8 protein-coding genes are annotated in these 21,205 nt (G+C 70.0%); 1 reads left to right on the top strand and 7 read right to left on the bottom strand.

What is annotated here, in order from left to right; all coding sequences use genetic code 11:
• Nucleotides 1-3,001: non-ribosomal peptide synthetase (locus tag A3Q37_RS34435; protein ID WP_141693643.1), on the top strand; the 3,001-nt coding region annotated here is incomplete at its 5' end.
• A gap of 36 nt (nucleotides 3,002-3,037) precedes the next feature.
• On the opposite strand, the gene A3Q37_RS34430 is transcribed toward A3Q37_RS34435, so the two are convergent.
• The 7 genes from A3Q37_RS34430 to A3Q37_RS34400 all read right to left on the bottom strand — a co-directional run.
• Nucleotides 3,038-4,156: an acyltransferase gene (locus tag A3Q37_RS34430; protein ID WP_065491027.1), complete on the bottom strand. Its 1,119-nt coding sequence runs from the start codon at nucleotides 4,154-4,156 to the stop codon at nucleotides 3,038-3,040.
• 86 nt (nucleotides 4,157-4,242) lie between these two features.
• Nucleotides 4,243-5,448 carry an acyltransferase gene (locus tag A3Q37_RS34425; RefSeq protein WP_065491030.1) on the bottom strand — a complete coding sequence of 402 codons (1,206 nt, stop codon included), beginning with the start codon at nucleotides 5,446-5,448 and terminating at the stop codon, nucleotides 4,243-4,245.
• A gap of 193 nt (nucleotides 5,449-5,641) precedes the next feature.
• Nucleotides 5,642-6,439 (bottom strand): ABC transporter permease, encoded by a 798-nt coding sequence (locus A3Q37_RS34420; RefSeq protein ID WP_065491024.1) that lies wholly within the window; start codon nucleotides 6,437-6,439, stop codon nucleotides 5,642-5,644.
• Nucleotides 6,436-7,464: an ATP-binding cassette domain-containing protein gene (locus A3Q37_RS34415; RefSeq protein ID WP_065491022.1), complete on the bottom strand. Its 1,029-nt coding sequence runs from the start codon at nucleotides 7,462-7,464 to the stop codon at nucleotides 6,436-6,438. Before A3Q37_RS34415 ends, A3Q37_RS34420 begins: the two co-directional genes overlap by 4 nt.
• A 91-nt stretch (nucleotides 7,465-7,555) precedes the next feature.
• Entirely contained in the window at nucleotides 7,556-14,911 is a 7,356-nt protein-coding gene (locus tag A3Q37_RS34410) for a non-ribosomal peptide synthetase (RefSeq protein ID WP_065491020.1), read from the bottom strand.
• Nucleotides 14,902-19,251 (bottom strand): non-ribosomal peptide synthetase, encoded by a 4,350-nt coding sequence (locus A3Q37_RS34405; protein ID WP_079138116.1) that lies wholly within the window; start codon nucleotides 19,249-19,251, stop codon nucleotides 14,902-14,904. Before A3Q37_RS34405 ends, A3Q37_RS34410 begins: the two co-directional genes overlap by 10 nt.
• 13 nt (nucleotides 19,252-19,264) lie before the next feature.
• Nucleotides 19,265-21,205 (bottom strand): condensation domain-containing protein (locus tag A3Q37_RS34400; protein ID WP_255312038.1); only part of this gene is annotated, 1,941 nt, incomplete at its 5' end.

Below are 21,205 nucleotides of genomic sequence, written 5' to 3'. Positions count from 1 at the left end.
AGCCGCCTACCTGCCCGTCGACCCGGACTACCCGGCCGACCGGATCAGCTACATCCTCGACGACGCCGCGCCCGCCCTGCTCATCACCGACACCGAACACGCCCCCCGGCTCCCCGAACACGACCGGGTCCCACACCTCCTGATCGACACCGCAGACCTCACCACCGGCCGGCCGCGCCACAACCCCGCCGTCCCCGTACAGCTCACCCACCCCGCCTACGTCATCTACACCTCCGGCTCCACCGGCCGACCCAAGGGCGTCGTCGTCACCCACAAAGGCCTGGCCTCGTTCGCCGCCGCCGAACTCGAACGCTTCGACGTCACCGCCGACAGCCGGGTCCTGCAGTACGCCTCGCCCAGCTTCGACGCGTCCGTCCTGGAGATCTGCATGACCTACGCGGCCGGCGCCACGCTCGTGGTTCCGCCGCCGGGTCCGCTGGCCGACGACGTGCTGGCCGCCGTGCTGCGGGACAGCGCGGTGACCCACGCGCTGATCCCGCCGGCGGCCCTGGCCACCGTCGCTGTGCGGCCCGGTGACTTCCCCGCCTTCCGCACCCTCATCGTCGGAGGTGACGCCACCTCGGCGGAGCTGGTCGACCGGTGGGCGCCGGGGCGCCGCATGGTGAACGCCTACGGTCCGACGGAATCCACCGTCATGGCGACCACCAGCGCCCCCCTGACCGGGCAGAGCGGGACGCCGCCCATCGGCCGACCGGTTCACAACAGTCGTGTTTACGTCCTCGACGCGGGTCTGCGGCCGGTCCCCGCCGGAGTGCCGGGCGAGCTGTACATCGCGGGCCAGGGTCTTGCCCGCGGCTACCTCGGGCGGCGCGGGCTGACCGCCGAGCGCTTCATCGCCGACCCGTACAGCACGACGGGGGAGCGGATGTACCGCACGGGCGACATCGCCCGCTGGACGGCGGACGGCGAACTCGACTACCTCGGCCGCGCCGACAACCAGGTCAAACTCCGCGGCTACCGCATCGAGCTCGGCGAGGTCGAGGCCGTGCTGAACGCCCACGGGACGGTGGACCGGGCCGCGGTCCTGATCCGGGAGGATCAGCCGGGTGTCGCCGTCCTGGTCGCCTACCTCGTGCCCGCCGTCGGCCTCACCACGGACCATGCGGAGCTGCGCCGGCATGTGGCCGAGGCACTGCCCTCGTACATGGTGCCGGGAGCCTTCGTCACCCTGGACACGCTCCCGGTCACCGTCAACGGCAAGCTCGACCGCAAGGCGCTCCCCGCCCCCGACTTCGGGGACCTCCTGGGCACCCGGGAGCCGCGCACCGTACAGGAAGAGGTCTTCTGCGACCTCTTCGCCGAGGTCCTGCGCCTCGAACGCGTCGGCGTCGACGGAAACTTCTTCGAGCTCGGCGGCGACAGCATCGTCTCCCTGCAGCTCGTCAGCAAGGCGCACAAGGCCGGGCTGCTGATCAGGACGCGGGACGTCTTCGACTGCCAGACCCCGGCCGCCCTCGCCGAGGTCGCCGTGCCGGTCTCCGCGGTTGTCCACGAGTCGGCCGAGGCGGGACTCGGCCTGGTGCCGCTGACCCCGATCATGCACTGGCTACGGGAACTCGGCGGCCCGGCCGACGGTTTCCAGCAGGCCATGATGGTGCGGACCCCGCCCGGATGCGCCACCGAGCCGATGTCGGCCATGGTCCAGGCGCTGTTGGACCGGCACGACGTGTTGCGCGCCCAGCTGACCCGTCATGCCGGTGGCGAGTGGGAGCTGGAGGTACGACCGCCCGGGAAGGTCCGGGCGGAGGACGTCCTGCGCCGGGTGGACGCGCATGACACGGACATCACGGAGGAGGCGAGGGCTGCCCAACGGCGACTGGACCCGGAATCCGGGGTGATGCTGCAAGCCGTCTGGTTCGACGCGGGCGCTGAATCGGCGGGCCGGCTTCTTCTCGTGATCCACCACCTGGTGGTCGACGGGATCTCCTGGCGCCTGCTGACGCCAGAGCTGCCGGAGCTCTACCGGGCCGCGGTCGAGGGACGTGACCCGGGCCCCGGGCAGACGGGCACCTCCTTCCGGAGCTGGGCGCGGCGTCTCGCCGAGGAGGCCGGGAAGCCGGGCAGGGTCGAGGAACTGCCGCTCTGGACGTCCATGCTCGGAGAACCCCGGCGGTCGCTGGGAAGCCGAGCGCTGGACCCGGCCCGGGACAGGGCCGCGACCGCCCGCAGGCTCACGCTCTCCCTGCCGGTGGAGCTGACCGAACCGCTCCTGACCCGGCTGCCGGCCATCTACCACGCGGGGATCAACGACGTCCTGCTGGCGGCCTTCGCCATCGCCGCGGCCGACTGGCAGCGAGCACGCGGAGCGGGCCGCAGCGTCGTGTTCGACCTCGAAGGACACGGCCGGGAAGAGCTCGGGGGGGACCTCGACGTCTCCCGTACGGTCGGCTGGTTCACCAGCATGTACCCGGTGCACCTCGATCCCCGGATTCCGGACCGGGAGTGGCCCGACGTCTGGGCCGGCGGCCCCGCTCTCGGGCGGGTGCTCAAGGAGGTCAAGGAGCAGCTGCGGGCGATACCGGACAACGGCATCGGATACGGGCTGCTGCGCTACCTCCATGAGGAAGCCGGTGCCGCGCTGTCCGCCCTGCCGACACCGCAGATGAGCTTCAACTACCTGGGGCGTATCGCCATGGCGGACGGGGACGGCGACGGTGACGTGGCGGACTGGTCCGTACTGTCCGACGTGGACCTGGGCGACGGACGCGACCCGGACATGCCGGTCGGGCACGCGCTGGAGCTGAACGCGGTCACCCAGGACCAGGCGGACGGCCCGCGGCTGTCGGCCACCTGGTCCTGGCCTTCGGAGCTGTTCCGCGAGGACGAGGTGCGGGCGCTGGCCGAGGGCTGGTTCAAGGCGCTCGGCGCCCTGGTCACCCACGCCGAGACGCCGGATGCGGGCGGATTCACCCCGTCTGACCTTCTGGTGGACCTCAACCAGAACGAGATCGACCTGCTGTCGGAGGAATGGGGTTTCTGAACCCCGCCCGCACGGCGAACAGGGGAGCCGGGCCGCTCAGTGTGCGCGTGCGGCTTCCCTGCTCCTTCGTTTCGGTGACAGAAGCCTCACGAGCGGCCGTTCCACGGCCACGGTGAGCAGCCAGGCGAGGGCCAGGCTCGCCGAGAGATCGAGGCAGACCACGCCGATCGCCTTGGGGACGGAGTAGAACTCCTCTCCGAACTGCTGGAAGAAGAAGTTCATCACCGGCCAGTGGATGAGGAGGAAGGCGAAGGAGATGTCTCCGAGCCACTCCATGAAGCGGTTCGCGGCGATGGACCGGTCGCCCCGCAGGTCGGCCGCCGCGAGGGAGCCGAGGAGCAGCGTCACCGGCACGATGGTCATGGCGACCAGCCGGTACTCCGCGGGGGTCTCCAGCGCGGCGAAGTAGAGGACCGCGAGCAGGACCGCGAACGGCAGCGGACCCGGGCCGGTCCAGCGGCCGGCCATGACGATGCGGGCCGCCAGGATCCCCAGGACGAACTCCAGCAGCCGGGTCACCGGGAAGATCTGGATGATCCAGAACGCGTCCGTCGAACCGGCGGGCGCGTTCGGTGCCATCCCGGCCTCGGCCGGTACGAGGGCGCGCACCACGGCGGGTATGGCGAAGACCACGGCCAGGACGGCTCCGACGCACCACCACAGGTGCTGGACCTTGACGCGGGACATCGCTCGATGGAGTACGGGGAACAGCAGGTAGAAGAAGACGACGCAGGTGAGCGACCAGCTCGGGGCGTTGGCGGCGCCGAAGATCTGAGGGTCGGGCGACCATGCCTGCAGAAGCAGGAAGCTCATGGCTCCCGCCTCGAAGGTCGTCACGGAGCCGGCGAAGACGACCATGGCCACGGCGAACGTCAGCCAGTGCAGGGGGACGATCTTGGCAAGCCTGCGGCGCCAGAAGAGCAGGGGCGAGTCCTTCTCACGGTGGATCCAGGTGAGGATGAATCCGCCGAGCACGAAGAAGCAGGACAGTCCGACCTTGCCTATTCCGCCCAGATAATGGCGGTACCACTGCGCGGCTTCGGGATCCGCGAAGGGGACGATGAGCGCGACGTGGCCGATGAACACGACGAGCATGAGAGGGAAGCGGATGCCGGTGAGGGAGGGCAGCCGGGGCCGTGAGAGGTCGGGGGACATGATGTCTGCTCCTGTGTGGGGGGATGGTCAGGAGAGACCACAGGATGAGGAAGGGTGTCCCTCCGGTTGGAGGGACACCCCTTGCGTCATGAGATGTGAGTCTGTGACGCCACTTCCTCGTCGTGGCCTCCCTGTCGGGGTGAAGGGACGGAGGGCAGGGGGTCCGTCGGCGGCTGCTCGGTCCGGCCGCGGGGGCCCGACAGCAGTTGGACGAGCGGACGTTCCACGCCGATGGTGAGCAGCCAGGCGAGGATGATGCTGACCGTGAGATCCAGCAGTGCGACGGCGATGAACTCGGATACCGAGTACATCCGTTGCTGGCCGAAGACCTTGGCGAAGAACATGATCACCGGCCAGTGGACCAGGAAGAACGCGAAGCTGATGTCGCCCAGCCACTGCATGGGCCGGGTCGCGAGGAGGGACTTGCGCCCCGCGATGTCGGCCGCGGCGAGACTGCCGGCGAACAGGGCGACCGGGATGATCATCGCGGCGACGAGCCGGTATTCACGCGGTAGCTGGTAGGCGACGAAGAAGCCCGCCAGGAGCAGCGCTGTGGCGGGCAGAGGCCGGGCGGCCCCGATCCACCGGCCGGAGATGACCAGGCGTGCCAGAAGAATTCCCAGGAGGAATTCCAGAACGCGCGACACGGGGAAGATCTGGATGAAGTAGAAGGCGTCCAGGGAGGACGCCGGCGACAGGGGGTGGATCATGGGGTCTGCGGGGACCACCGCCCGTACGACGACCGTGATGGAGATGATCGCGGCCACCACCGCGCCGGCGCACCACCACAGACGTCGCGCCGGAACGCGCCGCACGGCCCGGTGCAGGGCGGGAAAGAGCAGGTAGAAGAGGGCCAGGCAGGTCAGTGACCAGCTGGGGGCGTTCATGCTGCCGAAGATTTCGGGATCGGTCGACCACGACGAGACCATCAGGAAGTTGAGGACGGCCGCCGTGCCGGAGACAGCCGGATAGGCGAAGATCGCCAGCGAAAGGCCGAAGGTCACCCAGTGCAGGGGCGCGATCCGTACGAACCTGCGCCGCCAGAACTGCAGTGCGGAATCGTGTTCGCGCGCGGTCCACACCAGCAGGAATCCGCTGATGAGGAAGAAGAGCGAGAGACCTGCCTGGCCGATCCAGCCGGCCCAGGTGTAGTAGGTCTCTCCGGCCTCCGGTGAGCGGAGAGGGATCCCGAGGTGGATGTGGTTGAGGAATACCAGGAGTAGTGCTGGAAATCGGACTCCGGTGAGTGATCTCAGCCGGGAGCCCTTGGGTCTTTCCTTCGTCTCGGTCATCATCATTCCCCCGTTTCGTGGAGTGGGTTCGGTGCGGACAGGATCCGGCAGCCGGATCGGTACGTCTGGACCGAGGGCCGCGGAGATATGACGAAACCCTGCAGGATGTGTTCTTGCAGGGTCTTCGTCGCAGAGAGTCCGGACAGCGTCCATGAGCGGTCGCGGTCCGGCCCCCTGCCGTTGTGGGGTGGAGTTACTGCTTCGACGCGGCCTTCTCGTAGGCGCGGATCGTCAGCGGAACCGCGACGACCAGCAGGGCCAGGGAGAGGGCCACGGCCATGGGGACCGCGTGCTGCATCGGGAACGCCGCGTTGGCGGGGACCGGCGGCGCGTTCCCGAACAGCTCCCGAGTGGCCTGGACCACGGAACTGACCGGGTTCCACTGGGAGATCGCCTGCATCCAGCCGGGCAGGCCGTCGAGCGGGATGAACGCGTTCGACAGGAACGCCAGCGGCATCACGATGATGGAGCCGAGGGCGTTCACCGCCGCGGCGTTGGCCAGCTTCAGGCCCAGCAGGGCACCGAGCCAGGAAGCGGCCAGCCCCAGGAGGAGCATCACGCCGAAGCCGCCCAGGGCCGACGGAATGCCCTCGTGCACGCGCCAGCCGATCACGTAGCCCGGCACCGTCATGAGCGCGAAGCTCCAGACGGTCAGGATCAGATCGTGGGTGGTCCGGCCGATGAGGACGGCGGAACGGGACATCGGCAGCGACCGGAAGCGGTCCATCAGCCCGTTGTCGAGGTCGGAGATGACTCCGAGGGCGCTCAGGACCATGTTCCCGAGCACGACCTGGGCGAAGATGCCGGCCATGATGTAGTCCTGGTAGGACTGGCCGCCCGGCACCTCCATCGCGCTGCCGAAGAGATAGCCGAAGACCAGGACGAAGAGCACTGGCAGCAACGTGACACTCAGCAACTGCTGTGGTGTGCGCGCCAGATGCCGAAGGTGCCGGCCGATGAGGGCAGAGGAGTGGACAAGGGTCTCGGTCATGCCGCTTTCTCTCCCTGAACGGTCTGCCGCTCTGCGGTGGGTCGGGCTCCCGGGCCTGTCTCGTCGGCGTCGTCGGCTTCTTCGGCCGACACCGGCTGCCCGGTGAGCGCGAGGAAGACGTCGTCCATGGAGGAACGGCGGATCGCGAAGTCGACGGGCTCCACCGCCGCCGCCTTCAGTTCGGTGGTCACCGAGGCGAGGGTGTTCACGCCGCCGGCCAGCGGAATGGAGACGGTCTTCGTCTTCTCGTTGACCGACGGGACCTCGGCGGAGGCCTGGCGGACGGCCCGCATCGCGGCCGGAAGATCGGCCTCTGTCGCCACGGACACCTCCAGGCGCTCGCCGCCGACCTTCCGCTTGAGCTCCTCCGGGGTGCCCTCGGCGATGAGCCCGCCCTGATTGAGGACGGCGATCCGGTCGGCCAGCTGATCGGCCTCCTCCAGGTACTGCGTGGTCAGGAGGACGGACACCCCCTTGTTCACCTGTTCCCTGACCATGCCCCACAACAGCTTCCTGCTGGTCACGTCGAGGCCGGTGGTCGGCTCGTCGAGGAAGAGCACGGTGGGGGTGGTGACGAGGCTTGCGGCGAGGTCGAGTCGGCGCCGCATGCCGCCCGAGTACGTCTTGGCCTGCCGGTCGGCGGCATGCGTCAGGTCGAACTGCTCCAGAAGCTCTTCCGCCCTGGTGTGCGCCTTGCGCTTCCCCAGTCCCAGGAGAACACCGATCAGACGGAGGTTCTCCCGCCCGGTGAGTAGGGCGTCGACTGCCGCGTACTGCCCGGTCAGACCGATACGGCGACGGATCTCGCGCTTGTCCTTGGCGAGGTCGAACCCGGCGACCGTGACCTTCCCGCTGTCGTACGGCAACAGCGTGGCGAGGATACGCACGATCGTGGTTTTCCCCGCACCGTTCGGACCGAGCAGTCCCAGCACCTCGCCCTTGGCGACGGACAGGTCGATGCTGTCCAGCACCACATTGTCCGCGTATTTCTTGCGGAGTCCTTCCGCAGAGATCGCTGTCTCCATATCCGTCCACTTCCACATCGGGGATTGGCCAAGCGTTACGGGCATTTCTGCTCATCAAAGAGGCGGCCGGAGGACCGCCGCAAGGGAGGAGTCAGCTAGCTGCCACGGGCGGCCCGCCGAGAGACCGGAGCCGGTCGTGGACCAGGCGGCCGATCTCCGAGACGGGGCCCGGCGACATCATGTCGTTGTGGGTCACGGCCAGGGGGTGGGTGTCGATGCCCCCGCCGACGTACGGACTCCACTTGTCGACCATGCGCTGCTCCGCCTCCTCACCGTGTTCGGTGGTCGAGACGATCACCGTCATGCCGCCCCGCAGCTTCTTGGGACGGAATTCCGTCACGATGCGGTAGTTGTTCTTCATCACCTTGGCGAACGCGTCGATGTGATGCGGTTCGAGGCTCCCCAAGGCGCTGTCCCGGCTGCTGACCATTTCCATGACCTGGGCGTATTCGAATACGACGTCCTCACCGATGGAATCGACGTCGAATCCCGCGACCATCAGCAGTGCGCGGAAGACGATCTGCTCGGTGTATTCGGGCTGATCGGCGCCGAAGTACTCCTCGAACGGAATCTGGTCGAGATTGACCAGAAGGCCGATCTCCTCTCCCGCATCCTGGAGTTGGGTGGCGATCTCGTAGGCGGTCAACGCACCCATGGACCAGCCGATGAGGTGGTACGGGCCGTGCGGCTGGACCTTACGGATCTGCTCGATGTAGTCCGCGGCCATCTCCGGTACGCTCCGGGCCAGTTCGTCGCCCGGCTTGAAACCGCGTGCCTGCAGGCCGTAGACGGGGTATTCGGCGCGGATGTGCTTGAGGAACTCGCCGTATCCCCAGGCGAGCCCGCCCGTGGCGTGCACCGCGAACAGCGGCGGCTTCTCCCCGTCGGCGCGGAGCGGCAGCAGGCCTTCGAAGCCGTCGCTCGACGACCCGGAGCCGAGGCTCTCGACGAGCGATGCCACGGTGGGCGTCTCGAAGAGGGCGCGGTTGCTGATCTTGACACCGAGGACCGAGCGGATCCGGCTGGTGAGCTGAAGGGAGACGATGCTGTCGCCGCCCAGTTCGAAGAAGTTGCCGTCGATGCCGACCCGTTCCAGGCCCAGGGCCTCCGCGAACAGACCGCACAGCAGCTCCTCCCGGGGCACGCGCGGACCACGCGACCCGGCCAGCTCACCGAGGTCGGGGGCGGGCAGCGCCTTGTGGTCGAGCTTGCCGTTGGGCGTCACCGGCAGGGCGTCGAGCCGTACGAAGGCGGTGGGCACCATGTACGAGGGCAGGGACGCCGCCAGGTGCCGGCGCAGCTCCGCCTGATCGGCGGCCCCCTCGTCCCCGGCCACCGTGTAGGCCACCAGCGCGGGCTCGCCGGTCTGCTGCGCCCGGACGGTGACCACGGCCTGCGCCACCCGGCCGTGGGAGAGCAGCGCGGACTCGATCTCTCCCAGCTCGATGCGGAAGCCCCGGATCTTCACCTGGTCATCCGCGCGCCCCAGGTACCTGATCTCACCCTCTGCCGTCCAGCAGGCCAGGTCGCCGGTCCGGTACATCCGCTCGCCCGGACCGCCGAACGGGCAGGCGACGAACCGCTCCGAGGTCAGCGAGGACCGACCGAGATAGCCACGGGCCAGGCCGGCGCCGGCGATGTACAGCTCACCGGCGACTCCGGCCGGGACCGGGCTCAGACCCGAGTCCAGGATGTACACCCGGCTGTTGTGCACCGGGCGCCCGATCGTCGGAGTGCCCGTGCCGGCCGTCAGCGGCCGGCCGATCGTGGCCGCGACGGTGGACTCGGTCGGACCGTAGGCATTCACCATCCGGCGGTCCGGAGCCCATCGGTCGACGAGTTCCGCGGAGGTGGCGTCGCCGCCGACCACCAGGGACCGGAAGGCGGGGAAGCCGCCGGCCGGTACCGATGCCAGCGCAGCGGGCGGAATCAGCGCGTGCGTCACCTCGTGTTCCAGCAGCACCTCGGCCAGCACGTCCCCGGCAAGCGGCCCCGGGGGCGGCACCACGAGTGTGGCGCCCGCCGCGTACGTCATGCAGATCTCCAGCACCGATGCGTCGAAGCTGGGTGATGCGTACTGCAGTACCCGGCTGTCACCCGTGACGTCGAACCGCTCCACCTCCACGGCCGCGAAGCTGGCCAGCCCGTGGTGGGTGACCGCGACGCCCTTGGGGCGGCCGGTCGAACCGGACGTATAGATGAGGTACGCGGGCTGTGCCGTGTGGATCGGCACCGCCGGGTTGTGCGTTGGCCGCCCGGAGAGATCGGTGCCGTCCAGGAGGAGGCGCGGTGCGCCACCGCCCTCCGGAAGCCGTCCCGCGTGCTCCGTGTCGGTGATGACCAGCACCGGGGCCGCGTCATCGAGGATGTAGGCGATGCGTTCGGCCGGATAGTCCGGGTCCACCGGCAGATAGGCGGCGCCGGCCTTCACCACGGCGAGCTGGGCCACCGCGATCTCCACCGAGCGGGGCAGTGCGAGGGCGACGACGGACTCGGCCCCCACGCCGCGTTCGAGCAGGATGTGCGCGAGCCGGTTGGCGCGTTCGTTCACCTCCGCGTACGTGAGCCTGAGATGCCCGGCGTCCACGGCGACCGCCGATGGGGTGCGGGACACCTGGGCCTCGAAGAGCCCGGGCAGGGTGACCGGTTCGAGGGGCCGTTCGGTGTCGTTCCACTCGACCAGGATCGTTTGCCGCTCCTGCGGAGTGAGGACGTCGACCCCTGCGACGGCGCGCGCGGGATCGGCGGTCACCACGTCGAGGAACTGCTCCAGCCGCACGGCCAGCGCCTCGACCGTCTCCGGGTCGAAGAGCTCCAGCGCGAACTCGATGCTGCCCTCGATGCCCGCCGGGGCGCCGTCCGGGTCCAGCCGCTCGCCGAACTGGAACGACAGGTCGAACTTGGCGACGTCCGTGCCGGTCGGGTACGGGAGCATCCGGGCCCCGGGCACCTCGGTCTGCACGGTCGCGTTGTTCTGGAACACCAGCATGACCTGGAAAAGAGGGTGCCTGGCCATGGAACGGACCGGGTTGAGTTCCTCCACCAGGCGCTCGAAGGGCACGTCCTGGTGCGCGTAGGCGGCCAGGTCGGTCGCCCTGGCCTGTTCGACGAGCTCGCGGAAGGACGGATTGCCCGAGAGGTCGGTGCGCAGGACCAGCGTGTTGACGAAGAAGCCGACGACGTCGTCCAGCGCCTCGTCCGTGCGGCCCGCGATCACGCTGCCGAGCGGGATGTCGTCCCCGGCGCCCAGCTTGCCGAGCAGGGCCGCGACCGCGGCCTGCATCACCATGAACACACTCGCGCCGCACGCGTGCGCCAGGTCCACGACCCGCTGATGGATGTACGCGGGCAGCCGCAGCGGAATCGTCCGGCCCCGGTAGTCCACCACCGGCGGACGCGGCCGGTCCATGGGCAGCGGTATCTCCTCGGGGAGATCCGCCAGCGCCGCACGCCAGTAGTCCAGTTGTCCGGCCAGCGCGCTGTCCGGGTCGCTCTCCTCGCCCAGCACCTGCCGCTGCCACAGGGTGTAGTCCGCGTACTGGACCGGCAGCGGTTCCCACCCCGGGGCCGCCCCGGACAGCCGCGCCCGGTATGCCGTCGCCACATCCCGTGCCAGGGGCGTCAGCGACCAGCCGTCGCCCGCGATGTGGTGCACCACGATCAGCAGCACGTGCTCGTCGGCGGAGACCCGGAAGAGCCGCGCCCGCAGCGGGATGTCCCGCGCCAGGTCGAAACCCTCCCGGGCCGCGGCGCCCACCGCGCCGTCCAGTTCCGTCGAGGACACCACCGTGACCGGCAGCTCCGGGGCGGCCGCATCGGAGCTGAGGATGTCCTGGCGGGGGCGGCCGTCGGTGTCGGGGAAGACCGTCCGCAGACTCTCGTGGCGGTCCACCACATCGCGCAGCGCGGCCTGGAGAGCAGCGGGGTCCACGTCGCCGAGCAGCCTGGTGGCGAGCGGAATGTTGTACGCGGCGTTCGGCCCCTCGAAGCGGTTGAGGAACCACAGCCGCCGCTGGGCCGGCGACAACGGGATCTCCGCCGGACGCCGCATCACGCCCAGCGCCTGACGGGAGCCGTCGGCGGTGTCCAGGCGCTGCGCGAGCCCGGCGACGGTCGGCTGTTCGAAGATTTCGCGCACCGCGAGTTCGACGTCGAACACCGTACGGACGCGGCTGACCAGGCGGGTGGCGAGGAGGGAGTGGCCCCCGAGCTGGAAGAAGCTGTCGTCGATTCCTACGGTCTCCAGGCCGAGGATCTCCGCGAAGAGCGTGCAGAGGACCTCCTCACGCGGGTCCCGGGGGCCGCGGGACGAGGCCAGGCCGCCGAAGTCGGGCGCGGGCAGGGCCTTGCGGTCCAGCTTCCCGTTCGGCGTCAGCGGGAACGCCTTCAGTACCACGAAGGCCGAGGGCAGCATGTACTCCGGAAGCGTCAGCGCCGCCCGGCTCCGCAGCTCGTCGGCGTCCGGCTCCTCATCGCTCCGCGCGGGCACGACGTAGGCCACCACACGCTTGTCACCCGGCCGGTCCTCCCTGACCAGCGCCGTGACCTGGCCGACGGCCGGATGGGCGGCGACGGCGCTCTCGATCTCGCCCAGTTCGATCCGGAAACCGCGGATCTTCACCTGGTGATCGACACGGCCCACGAACTCCAGCTGTCCGTCCGGCCGCCACTTCACCAGGTCGCCGGTGCGGTACATCCGCTCGCCCGCGGTGCCGAAGGGGCTGGCGACGAAGCGCTCGGCGGTCAGGCCCGGCCGGCCGCGGTACCCGTGTGCGACTCCCTCTCCCGCGATGTAGAGCTCTCCCGGTATGCCCGCCGGCATCAACCGCAGCCCGGCGTCCAGCACGTACACCTGGGTGTTGGCGATGGGACGCCCGATGGACGGGTCGCCCTCGGCGAAGACCTCGGCGGCGGCGGACCAGATGGTCGTCTCCGTCGGGCCGTAGAGGTTCACGACCCGGGAGCCGAGCGCGGCCATCGACCGGGCCAGCGGAGCGGGCAGCGCCTCCCCGCCGACCAGCATGTGCAGGCCGCGCACGGCTTCGGGGCGCTCGGTGACCAGACTCTGCCAGAGCGAAGGGGTCGCCTGCAGGATGGTCGCCCCCCTGCTCCTCACCAGCTCGGCGAGGAGCGCGGTGTCCCGGACCTCGTCCGAGGCGGCGATCACCACCGACGCTCCGCAGACCAGCGGCAAATACAGCTCAAGCCCTGCGATGTCGAACGCTACCGTCGTCACGGCGAGCAGCCGGTCGGACGGCTGCGGAGACACCCGCTCACGCATGGCGAAGAGGAAGTTGACCAGGTTCCCGGCCGACACCACGACACCCTTGGGCCGGCCCGTGGAACCGGAGGTGTAGATGGCGTACGCCGGGCTCGCGGGCGAGAGCGGACCGGGCCGTTCCACGGCGGCCAGGTTGTCCTCCGAGAGGGCCGCCAGAGCGGCCTGCGTGGTCCCGCCGTCGACGACGACCAGGTCGGAGGGGTCCACCGGCAGTCCCGTCGCCGTGCTCGTGCCGGCGATCACACAGACGGGCCGCGCGTCCGAGAAGATGTACGAGACCCGGTCCGCCGGGTAGTCCGGGTCGATCGGCAGGTACGCCGCGCCGGTCTTGGCCACCGCGAGCAGAGCGATCGGCAGCTCCGCGGTCCGCGGCAGGGCCACCGCCACGTAACTTCCCGGTCCGACCCCGCGGGCGATCAGGAGCCGTGCCAGCCGATTGGCCCGGGTGTTGAGCTGCGCGTAGGACAGGCGTGTGCCGCCGGACAGCAGTGCCTCGGCGTCGGGTGTCCGCGCGGCCTGGGCCTCGAACAGCTCCGCGAGGACCGCGTCGGGCACGTCGCGGGCCGTGTCGTTCCAGTCGACGAGCTGCCGGCGGCGCTCGGCGTCGGACAGCACATCGAGCTCGCGCACCGGACGCAGGGGATCGGTCATCGCCTCAGCCACGCGCAGCAGGTGACCGAGGACGCGTTCGGCGGCTTCCGGGGCGAAGACATCGCCGCGGTAGTCCGCCCGCACCAGCAGCCGTTCACCCATCGGCATCACCGTGACGCCGATCGGGTAGTGCGTGGCGTCGAGGGGCTCGGTGCCCCGAACCGTCAGATCGCCGAGCGACTGTGCCATCGCCTCGTTGTCCACCGGGTAGTTCTCGTACACGAGGATCGTGTCGAAGAGCTCACCCAGCCCGGTCATCTCCCGGATGTCGGTGAGCCCCACGTGCTGGTGGGCCATCAGCTCGGACTGCTGGTCCTGGACGCGGCGCAGGAGGTCGCCCACCGTTTCGGCGGGATCGAGCCGGACCCGTACCGGCAGGGTGTTGATGAACAGCCCCACCATCGACTCGATGTTCGGGATCTCCGGCGGTCGGCCCGACACCGTGGTGCCGAACACCACGTCGTCCCGGCCGGTCAGGTGTCCCAGGGTGATGGCCCAGGCGACCCCCATGAGCGTGTTCAGCGTGACGCCGTGCTCACGGGCCCTCTCACGCAGGGCCACCGCGAACTCAGGTGACAGCTCCTGCGAGATTCGCTCCGGGACGACCGGCAACCGCCCGGGGGCCACCGGCGCCAGCAGCGTCGGCTCGTCGAGACCGTCGAGCGCCCGGGTCCACGCCTCCGCGGCAGCACCGCGGTCCTGCTTGGCCAGCCAGACGAGGTAGTCCCGGTAGGGGGCCACCCGGGGCAGAGCGGAGTCGTCTCCCTGCGCGGCGTACAGCTCGAACAACTCTCCCAGCAGCACCGGGTAGGACCAGCCGTCCAGCAGGATGTGGTGGTTGGTGATCGTGAAGAGGTGCTGCCCCTCACCGAGGGCGACCAGACTGAACCGCACCAGCGGGGGAGCGGTCAGATCGAAGCGCCGGTTGCGGTCCTCGTCCAGGTGACGGGCCAGCTCGGCCTCACGGCGCGACGGAGACAGACCACTGAGGTCGAGCTCGGACCACGGCAGCCGCACCTCGGCCGGGATCACCTGGACGGCCTCCCCGTTGTCCAGAGTCCGGAACCCGGCCCGCAGGTTGGCGTGGCGCTTGAGGAGGGTGTCCGCGGCCGCCCGGAGCGCCGCGCCGTCCAGCTCACCGCCGATCTCGAAGGAGAACTGGACGGTGTAGACGTCGTAGCCCTGCTGGTCGTAGAGGGCGTGGAAGAGCAGACCTTCCTGGAGCGGGGCGAGCGGCAGAACGTCCGACAGCTTCGGCTGCCCGGCCTCCAGTTCGTCGATCTCGCTCTGCGCCAGCCGGACCAGTGAGAGGTCGGACGGTGTGTGGCCGCCCGTACCCGGGCCTTCGGCGTGCGTGACGATCGCCCGCAGGGCGCGGAACCAGGTCTGGGCCAGGTCCCGCACCTCGTCCTCGTCGAACAGCTCCTGCGGCCAGGACCAGTTGGCGACCAGGGACGGCCCCTGGGGCGTCTCCCGCGCCATCGAGTTGAGCGTCAGCGCGTGGGTCAGCGGCATCTGGGGGTCGGCGGCTCCGCCCAGCCCGCTCCCGGAGTCGCCTTCCTCCTCGGAGGCCGAACCGCCCAGCCTGTGTCGGGGTTGAGGTGGCGGAGGAGGCCGTAGCCGGCGCCGTTGTCGGGCAGGGCCCTGAGTTGTTCCTTGATGCTTTTGACGGCGTTGCCGACGGCGGGGCCGCCGGTCCAGATCTCTTCCCAGGCGTCTTCGGTGATGCCGGGGGAGAGGTGTACGGGGTAGAGGCTGGTGAACCAGCCGATGGTGCGGGAGATGTCGGCGCCGGGGACGAGTTCCTCACGGCCATGACCCTCCAGATCGATCAGCGCGCTGGAGCAGTCGCGGCCCCGCCGCCGCTGCCAGTCCGTCACCGCCAGTGCGAAGCCGGTGAGCAGTACGTCGTTGACGCCCGCGTGGAACGCCGCGGGCACCTGGGACAGCAGCGCCCGCGTGATGTCGGCGGGCAGCGAGACCGACAGGCCCCCGGACGTCGCCACGACGTCACGGCGCGCGTCGAGCGGGCGGGAACCGAGGAGGGGATCCTCGCCCTGGAGCATGGCGGTCCAGATGTCCAGCTCGCCGGTACGCTCCCCGGCCGCCCGCACCAGCCCGTCGGCCCAGGCGCGGAACGAAGTGCCCACCGGTTCCAGGTCCGGCTCACGGCCGGCTGAGACCGCCTCGTACGCGGCGACGAGGTCGGGCATCAGGATGCGCCAGGACACCCCGTCCACGACGAGGTGGTGCGCCATGAACATAACCTGCCCGGGGGCGTCGGGACCCGCGTCGTGCCACACCACCTGCACCATCACCCCGTCGCGGGGGGACAGCCGCTCCTGGGCGGCCTGCGCGGCCTCGCTCAGCGGCACGGCACGCGCGTCGGCCCGGCGCACGACATCCTCGGCCCGGACAGCGCCCCGGGGGGGAACCTCCAGCGACCAGGTGCCGTCCGGCGCCCTGTCCAGCCGCAACCGCAGCGCGTCGTGGTGGTCGAGCACCCCCTGGAACGCCTTGGTCAGCGTCCCGAGGTCGTAGTCGCCCGGGACCTGCATCATCATGGCCTGGTTGAACCCGTCCACGGGACCGCCGGTCTCCCGCAGATGGTGGATGATCGGCGTCAGCGGCACCGCGCCGGTCGCGCTGTCCGGGCCGGACTCTCCGGCGGTGCTGCTCCCCGCCTCCTCGGCGAGCTGTGCGGAGGCGGCCAGCGCCTCCACGGTTCGCAGCTGGAAGACGTCACGGGGCGTGAGAGCCAGTCCAGCACGGCGGGCCCGGCTGACGAGCTGAATCGAGATGATGCTGTCGCCGCCGAGCTCGAAGAAGCTGTCGTCGATACCGACCTCCGGCAGGCCGAGAACCTCCGCGAACAGTCCGCAGAGCAGTTCCTCGCGCGGAGTGCGAGGGCCGCGGCCGACGACCTGGCGGCTGAAGTCGGGTGCGGGCAGCGCCTTGCGGTCCAGCTTCCCGTTGGCGGTCATCGGCAGGTCGTTCAGGACGACGAACGCCGACGGCACCATGTACTCCGGCACCCGGTCCGACACATGGGCGCGCAGCACCTCGGTGTCGGCGCTCGAGCCGGCCGGGACGACATAGGCGACGAGGCGCTTGACGCCGGGCTGGTCCTCCCGCACCACCACCGCGCTGTGCGCGACCGACGAGTGGCCCGTCAGCACCGAGTCGATCTCGCCGAGCTCGATGCGGAATCCGCGGATCTTCACCTGGTCGTCCGCGCGTCCCAGGTACTCCAGCAGCCCGTCGGCCGTACGGCGCACGACATCGCCGGTGCGGTACATCCGCTCGCCCGGACCGCCGTACGGGTCCGCGACGAACCGCTCGGATGTCAGAGCCGAGCGCCCCGGATAGCCGCGCGTCACCTGCGGTCCCGCGATGTACAACTCGCCCGTCATGCCCGCGGGAAGCAGTCTCAGCCGACTGTCGAGGACATACGCCCGGGTATTCCCCAGCGCCCTGCCGATCAGAGGCTTCTCGCTCTCCGAGAAGGGGAGGCAGAGGGTGACGACGGTGCATTCGGTCGGGCCGTAGTAGTTGAAGGCGGAGACGTCGGGCAGCTCCCGCATCTCCTGCCAGAGAGCGTCGTCGGTCGCCTCGGCACCGATCTCCAGCAGGCGCGGGCGGTGCTCGGCGGCATCCATCAGTCCGGCCGCCAGCAGCTGCCGCAGATAGGTCGGCGTGGAGAAGACGAAGTCGAGGCGCTGCTGCCGTACGTAGCCGACCATCTGCTCCGGGTCCCGGCGCACCTCGTCGTCGATGACGTGCAGCTCATGGCCGTCCAGCATCCAGATCAGACCGTTGACCGACGCGTCGAAGGTGAAGGCCGCCGTGACGCCGGCGCGCACCTGCCGGTCTCCCAGCGCCTGCGCCCCGGGCCGGAAGAGCTGGGCCCGCTGACTGTGGAAGAGGCTCACGGCGTTGCGGTGCTCGACCGCGACGCCCTTGGGCCGGCCCGTCGAACCCGAGGTGTAGATCACATACGCGAGGTGGCCGGACCCCACCGGGGCGATCCGATCGGCCTGGACGAGGTCCTTGTCCGGCAGACCGGCCAGGGCCCGCTCGGTCGCGGGGTCGTCCAGGACGACCCGCGGTGTCCCGGCCGTCACGTCGGGCAGCCCCGCCGCGGTGCCGTGATCGGTGATCAGGCACGCGGGAGCAGCGTCGTCGAAGAGATACGCCACCCGGTCGGCCGGGTACTCCGGGTCCAGGGGCAGATACCCGGCACCCGACTTGAGCACCGCGTACAGGGCCACAACCAGGTCCGCCGAGCGGGGCAGCGAGAGAGCCACGACCCGCTCGGGCCCGGCCCCCTGCTCGACGAGCAGCCGGGCCATACGGTTGGCACGGCCGTTGAGCTCGGCGAACGTCAGCCGCTCCGTGCCGCACACCAGAGCCGTGGCGTCCGGGGTGAGTGCCGCCTGCGACTCCAGCAGGCCGTGCAGCGTCTCCCCGGCCGGCAGCTCCAGCACGGGTCCGGTGCTCTGCGCCAGCAGCAGCGCGTTCTGCTCGGGGGAGCCGAACTGCCTCAGCCCAACCGCACGTTCGGCGTCCGCGTCGACCGTGGCGAGAAGAAGCACGAGGCTGTCGGCGAGAGACCGCGCCAGCGCGGGATCCAGCACATCCGGCTGGTAGGCCAGGGCGAGTTCCATGGTCTCGCCGACGAGTACGGCGATGGTGAGCGGGTAGTGGGTGTCGTCGCGGTTCTCGCTCGCCACGATGCCGAGCGCACCGGAGGACTTCTGGAGGCTCTGAGAGTCGACCGGGAAGTTCTCGAAGACGAGGATCGAGTCGAAGAGCTCGCTGTGCCCGCTCAGCCGCTGGATCTCGTTGAGCCCGAGGTGCTGGTGCGGCATCAGCTCCGACTGCTCGTCCTGAATCCGGGCCAGTAGATCGTTCAGGGTCTCGGCGGGATCGATGCGGACCCGTACCGGCAGGGTGTTGATGAACAGACCCACCATCGACTCGACCCCGGGGATGTCGGCCGGACGGCCCGAGACCGTCGCACCGAACACGACGTCGTCGCGGCCGGCCAGTCGCCCAAGCGTCATGGCCCAGGCCGCCTGGACCACGGTGTTGACCGTCACCCCCGCCCGCCGGGCGGCCCGGCCGAGCGCCGCGGTCCGCTCGGCCGACAGCTCCACGCTGAGCTGTCCCCGGCTGAGTGAAGTGCTCCGGCTCCCGGTGGCGAGCAGCGAGGGCCCGTCGAGGCCCGCCAGGGAGTGCCGCCAGGCCGCTTCGGCGGCCGGGCGGTTCTGCCGGCCCAGCCAGGTGAGGTACTCGCGGTACGGCGTCACACGAGGCAGCCCGGAATCGTCACCGCCTGTGCCGTAGAGCTCGAACAGCTCACCCAGAACGCGGGCGAACGACCATCCATCCAGCAGAATGTGATGATGTGTCACCAGAAACCGGTAGCGGTCCTGACCGACGCTGATGAGAGTGAAGCGCATCAGCGGAGGACGGGCCAGGTCGAACCGGCGGGCGCGGTCGTCGGCGATCAGCCGTGCCAGCTCCCCTTCGCGTTCGGCGTCGGACAGGCCACGCAGATCGACTTCGGCCCACGGCAGTTCCACCTCGCGGGAGATCACCTGGACCGGTTCGCCGTTCTTACGGGGCCGGAACCCGGCTCGCAGACTGGCGTGCCGGCGCAACACACCGGCAGCGGCCCGGCGCAGCGCTTCCGCGTCCAGCTCACCCTCGATCGCGAAGCTGAGCTGGATGGTGTAGACGTCGGCGTCGTCCTCGTCGTACATCGAGTGGAACAGCAGCCCCTGCTGCATGGGCGAGAGCGGGAGAACATCCTCGAGCCCGGACTTCTTCATCGCGTTTTCCTTCGGCATCAGTGATCTCCGCTCAGAGCAGGAAGTCGTCTTCGAACTCGGCGATCTCGTCCTGCGACAGACCTCCGAGCGAGAAGTCGGAGGCGGTGCGACCGCCGGCGTCCGGCCCTTCGGCGTGCGTGACGATCGCCTCCAGGGCCCGGAACCAGCTCTCCGCCAGGTCGCGTACGTCTTCCTCGGCGATCAGTTCCTGCGGCCATGACCAGCCGGCCGACAGCGTGGGCCCGTCGGGTCCGTCGATCGCCGCGGCACTGAGGACGAACGCGTACCTGAGCCGCATGCCGTCGTCGCTGCCGCCGCTCACCCCGCTGTCCGCCTCGGGAGCGGGAGACCTGTCGGGGTTGAGGTGGCGGAGGAGGCCGTAGCCGGCGCCGTTGTCGGGCAGGGCCCTGAGTTGTTCCTTGATGCTTTTGACGGCGTTGCCGACGGCGGGGCCGCCGGTCCAGATCTCTTCCCAGGCGTCTTCGGTGATGCCGGGGGAGAGGTGTACGGGGTAGAGGCTGGTGAACCAGCCGATGGTGCGGGAGATGTCGGCGCCGGGGACGAGTTCCTCACGGCCATGACCCTCCAGATCGATCAGCGTTCCGGTGGTGTTCTGCCCGCGGCGGCGTCGCCAGTCGGCGACGGCCAGTGCGAACCCGGTGAGAAGGATGTCGTTGACGCCCGCGTGGAAGACGGCGGGAACGGTGGTGAGCAGGGGCTCGGTGAGGTGGGTCGGAAGCTCGACGGAGAGCGCGCGGCTGGTGGCCGCGGTGTCCCTGGCCGGGTCGAGAGGACGGTTGCCGAGCAACGGGTCCTCGGCCCCGAGCATGGCGGTCCAGGTGTCCAGTTCCGCGGTGCGTGCCTCGGTGGAGGCGGCCTCGACCAGCCCCCGGGCCCAGCCGCGGTAGGAGGTTCCGGGCTGTCCGAAGTCGGGCTCCCGTCCGGCCTCGACCGCGTCGTGGGCGGTGGCGAGGTCCGGGAGGAGTATGCGCCAGGAGACTCCGTCCACCACCAGGTGATGCGCCATCAGGAGCAGTCGCCCTTCGGCGCCCGGACCACCGTCGAACCAGACGGCCTGGAGCACGACACCGTCGTCGGGCGCGAGAGCCTCCTGAGCCGGCTTGGTCTCCTCCGCCATCAGGCTGCGCAGTTCGCTGCCGTGGACGCCGGCGGTGTCGACGCGGCGCAGGAGCGACGAGGCGTCGACGTCGCCCCTGGGCCGGACGCTGAACGTCCATGGGCGGCCCTCGGCCCGCGTGGTCCGCAGGCGCAGGATGTCGTGGTGGTCGATGAGGGACTGGAGCGTCGTGGTGAGTGTCTCCACGGTGGCGGTGGCGGGTGTCCGGACGACCATGGCCTGGTAGAAGCCGTCGATCTCGCCGCCTGCCTCGGAGAGCCAGTGGATGATCGGCGTCGCCGGGAGCTCACCGGTCCCCGCTTCGGGATCGTTCGGGGTATCGACCGCGCTGCCGTCGGTGGCCACCGCGATGGCGGCGATCGCCTCGACGGTGCGGTGCTGGAAGACGTCGCGCGGCGTGAAGACGAGCCCGGCCGCACGGGCGCGGCTGACGAGCTGGATGGAGACGATGCTGTCGCCGCCGAGGTTGAAGAAGTTGTCGTCGATGGTGATGGTGTTGAGGTTGAGGGTTTCGGCGAAGAGGGTGCAGAGGGTTGCTTCGCGGGGGTTGCGTGGGCTGCGGCCGGTGGTCTGGTGGGTGAAGTTGGGTGCGGGGAGGGCTTTGCGGTCGAGTTTTCCGTTGGTGGTGAGGGGGAGTTCGGTGAGGGTGATGAATGCTGCGGGGATCATGTGGTCGGGGAGGTGGGTGGCTGCGTGGGTGCGGAGTTGGTCGGTGTCGGGGGTGTGTCCGGGGGTGGGGAGGGTGTAGGCGATGAGTTGTTTGTTGCCGGGGTGGTCTTCGCGGAGGAGGACGGTGGTGTGGGTGATGTGGGGGTGGGTGGTGATGGCGGTTTC

The organism is Streptomyces sp. PTY087I2, from assembly GCF_001687325.1.
Lineage (GTDB): Bacteria > Actinomycetota > Actinomycetes > Streptomycetales > Streptomycetaceae > Streptomyces.
This window is presented reverse-complemented; position numbering and strand designations above follow the sequence as displayed.

What these genes read in the sequence shown, in the direction of transcription:
- A3Q37_RS34415 (WP_065491022.1), bottom strand. Translation starts at nt 7,464, where the DNA reads ATGGAGACAGCGATCTCTGCGGAAGGACTCCGCAAGAAATACGCGGAC.
- A3Q37_RS34420 (WP_065491024.1), bottom strand. Translation starts at nt 6,439, where the DNA reads ATGACCGAGACCCTTGTCCACTCCTCTGCCCTCATCGGCCGGCACCTT.
- A3Q37_RS34425 (WP_065491030.1), bottom strand. Translation starts at nt 5,448, where the DNA reads ATGACCGAGACGAAGGAAAGACCCAAGGGCTCCCGGCTGAGATCACTC.
- A3Q37_RS34410 (WP_065491020.1), bottom strand. Translation starts at nt 14,911, where the DNA reads ATGCCGCTGACCCACGCGCTGACGCTCAACTCGATGGCGCGGGAGACG.
- A3Q37_RS34405 (WP_079138116.1), bottom strand. Translation starts at nt 19,251, where the DNA reads ATGCCGAAGGAAAACGCGATGAAGAAGTCCGGGCTCGAGGATGTTCTC.
- A3Q37_RS34430 (WP_065491027.1), bottom strand. Translation starts at nt 4,156, where the DNA reads ATGTCCCCCGACCTCTCACGGCCCCGGCTGCCCTCCCTCACCGGCATC.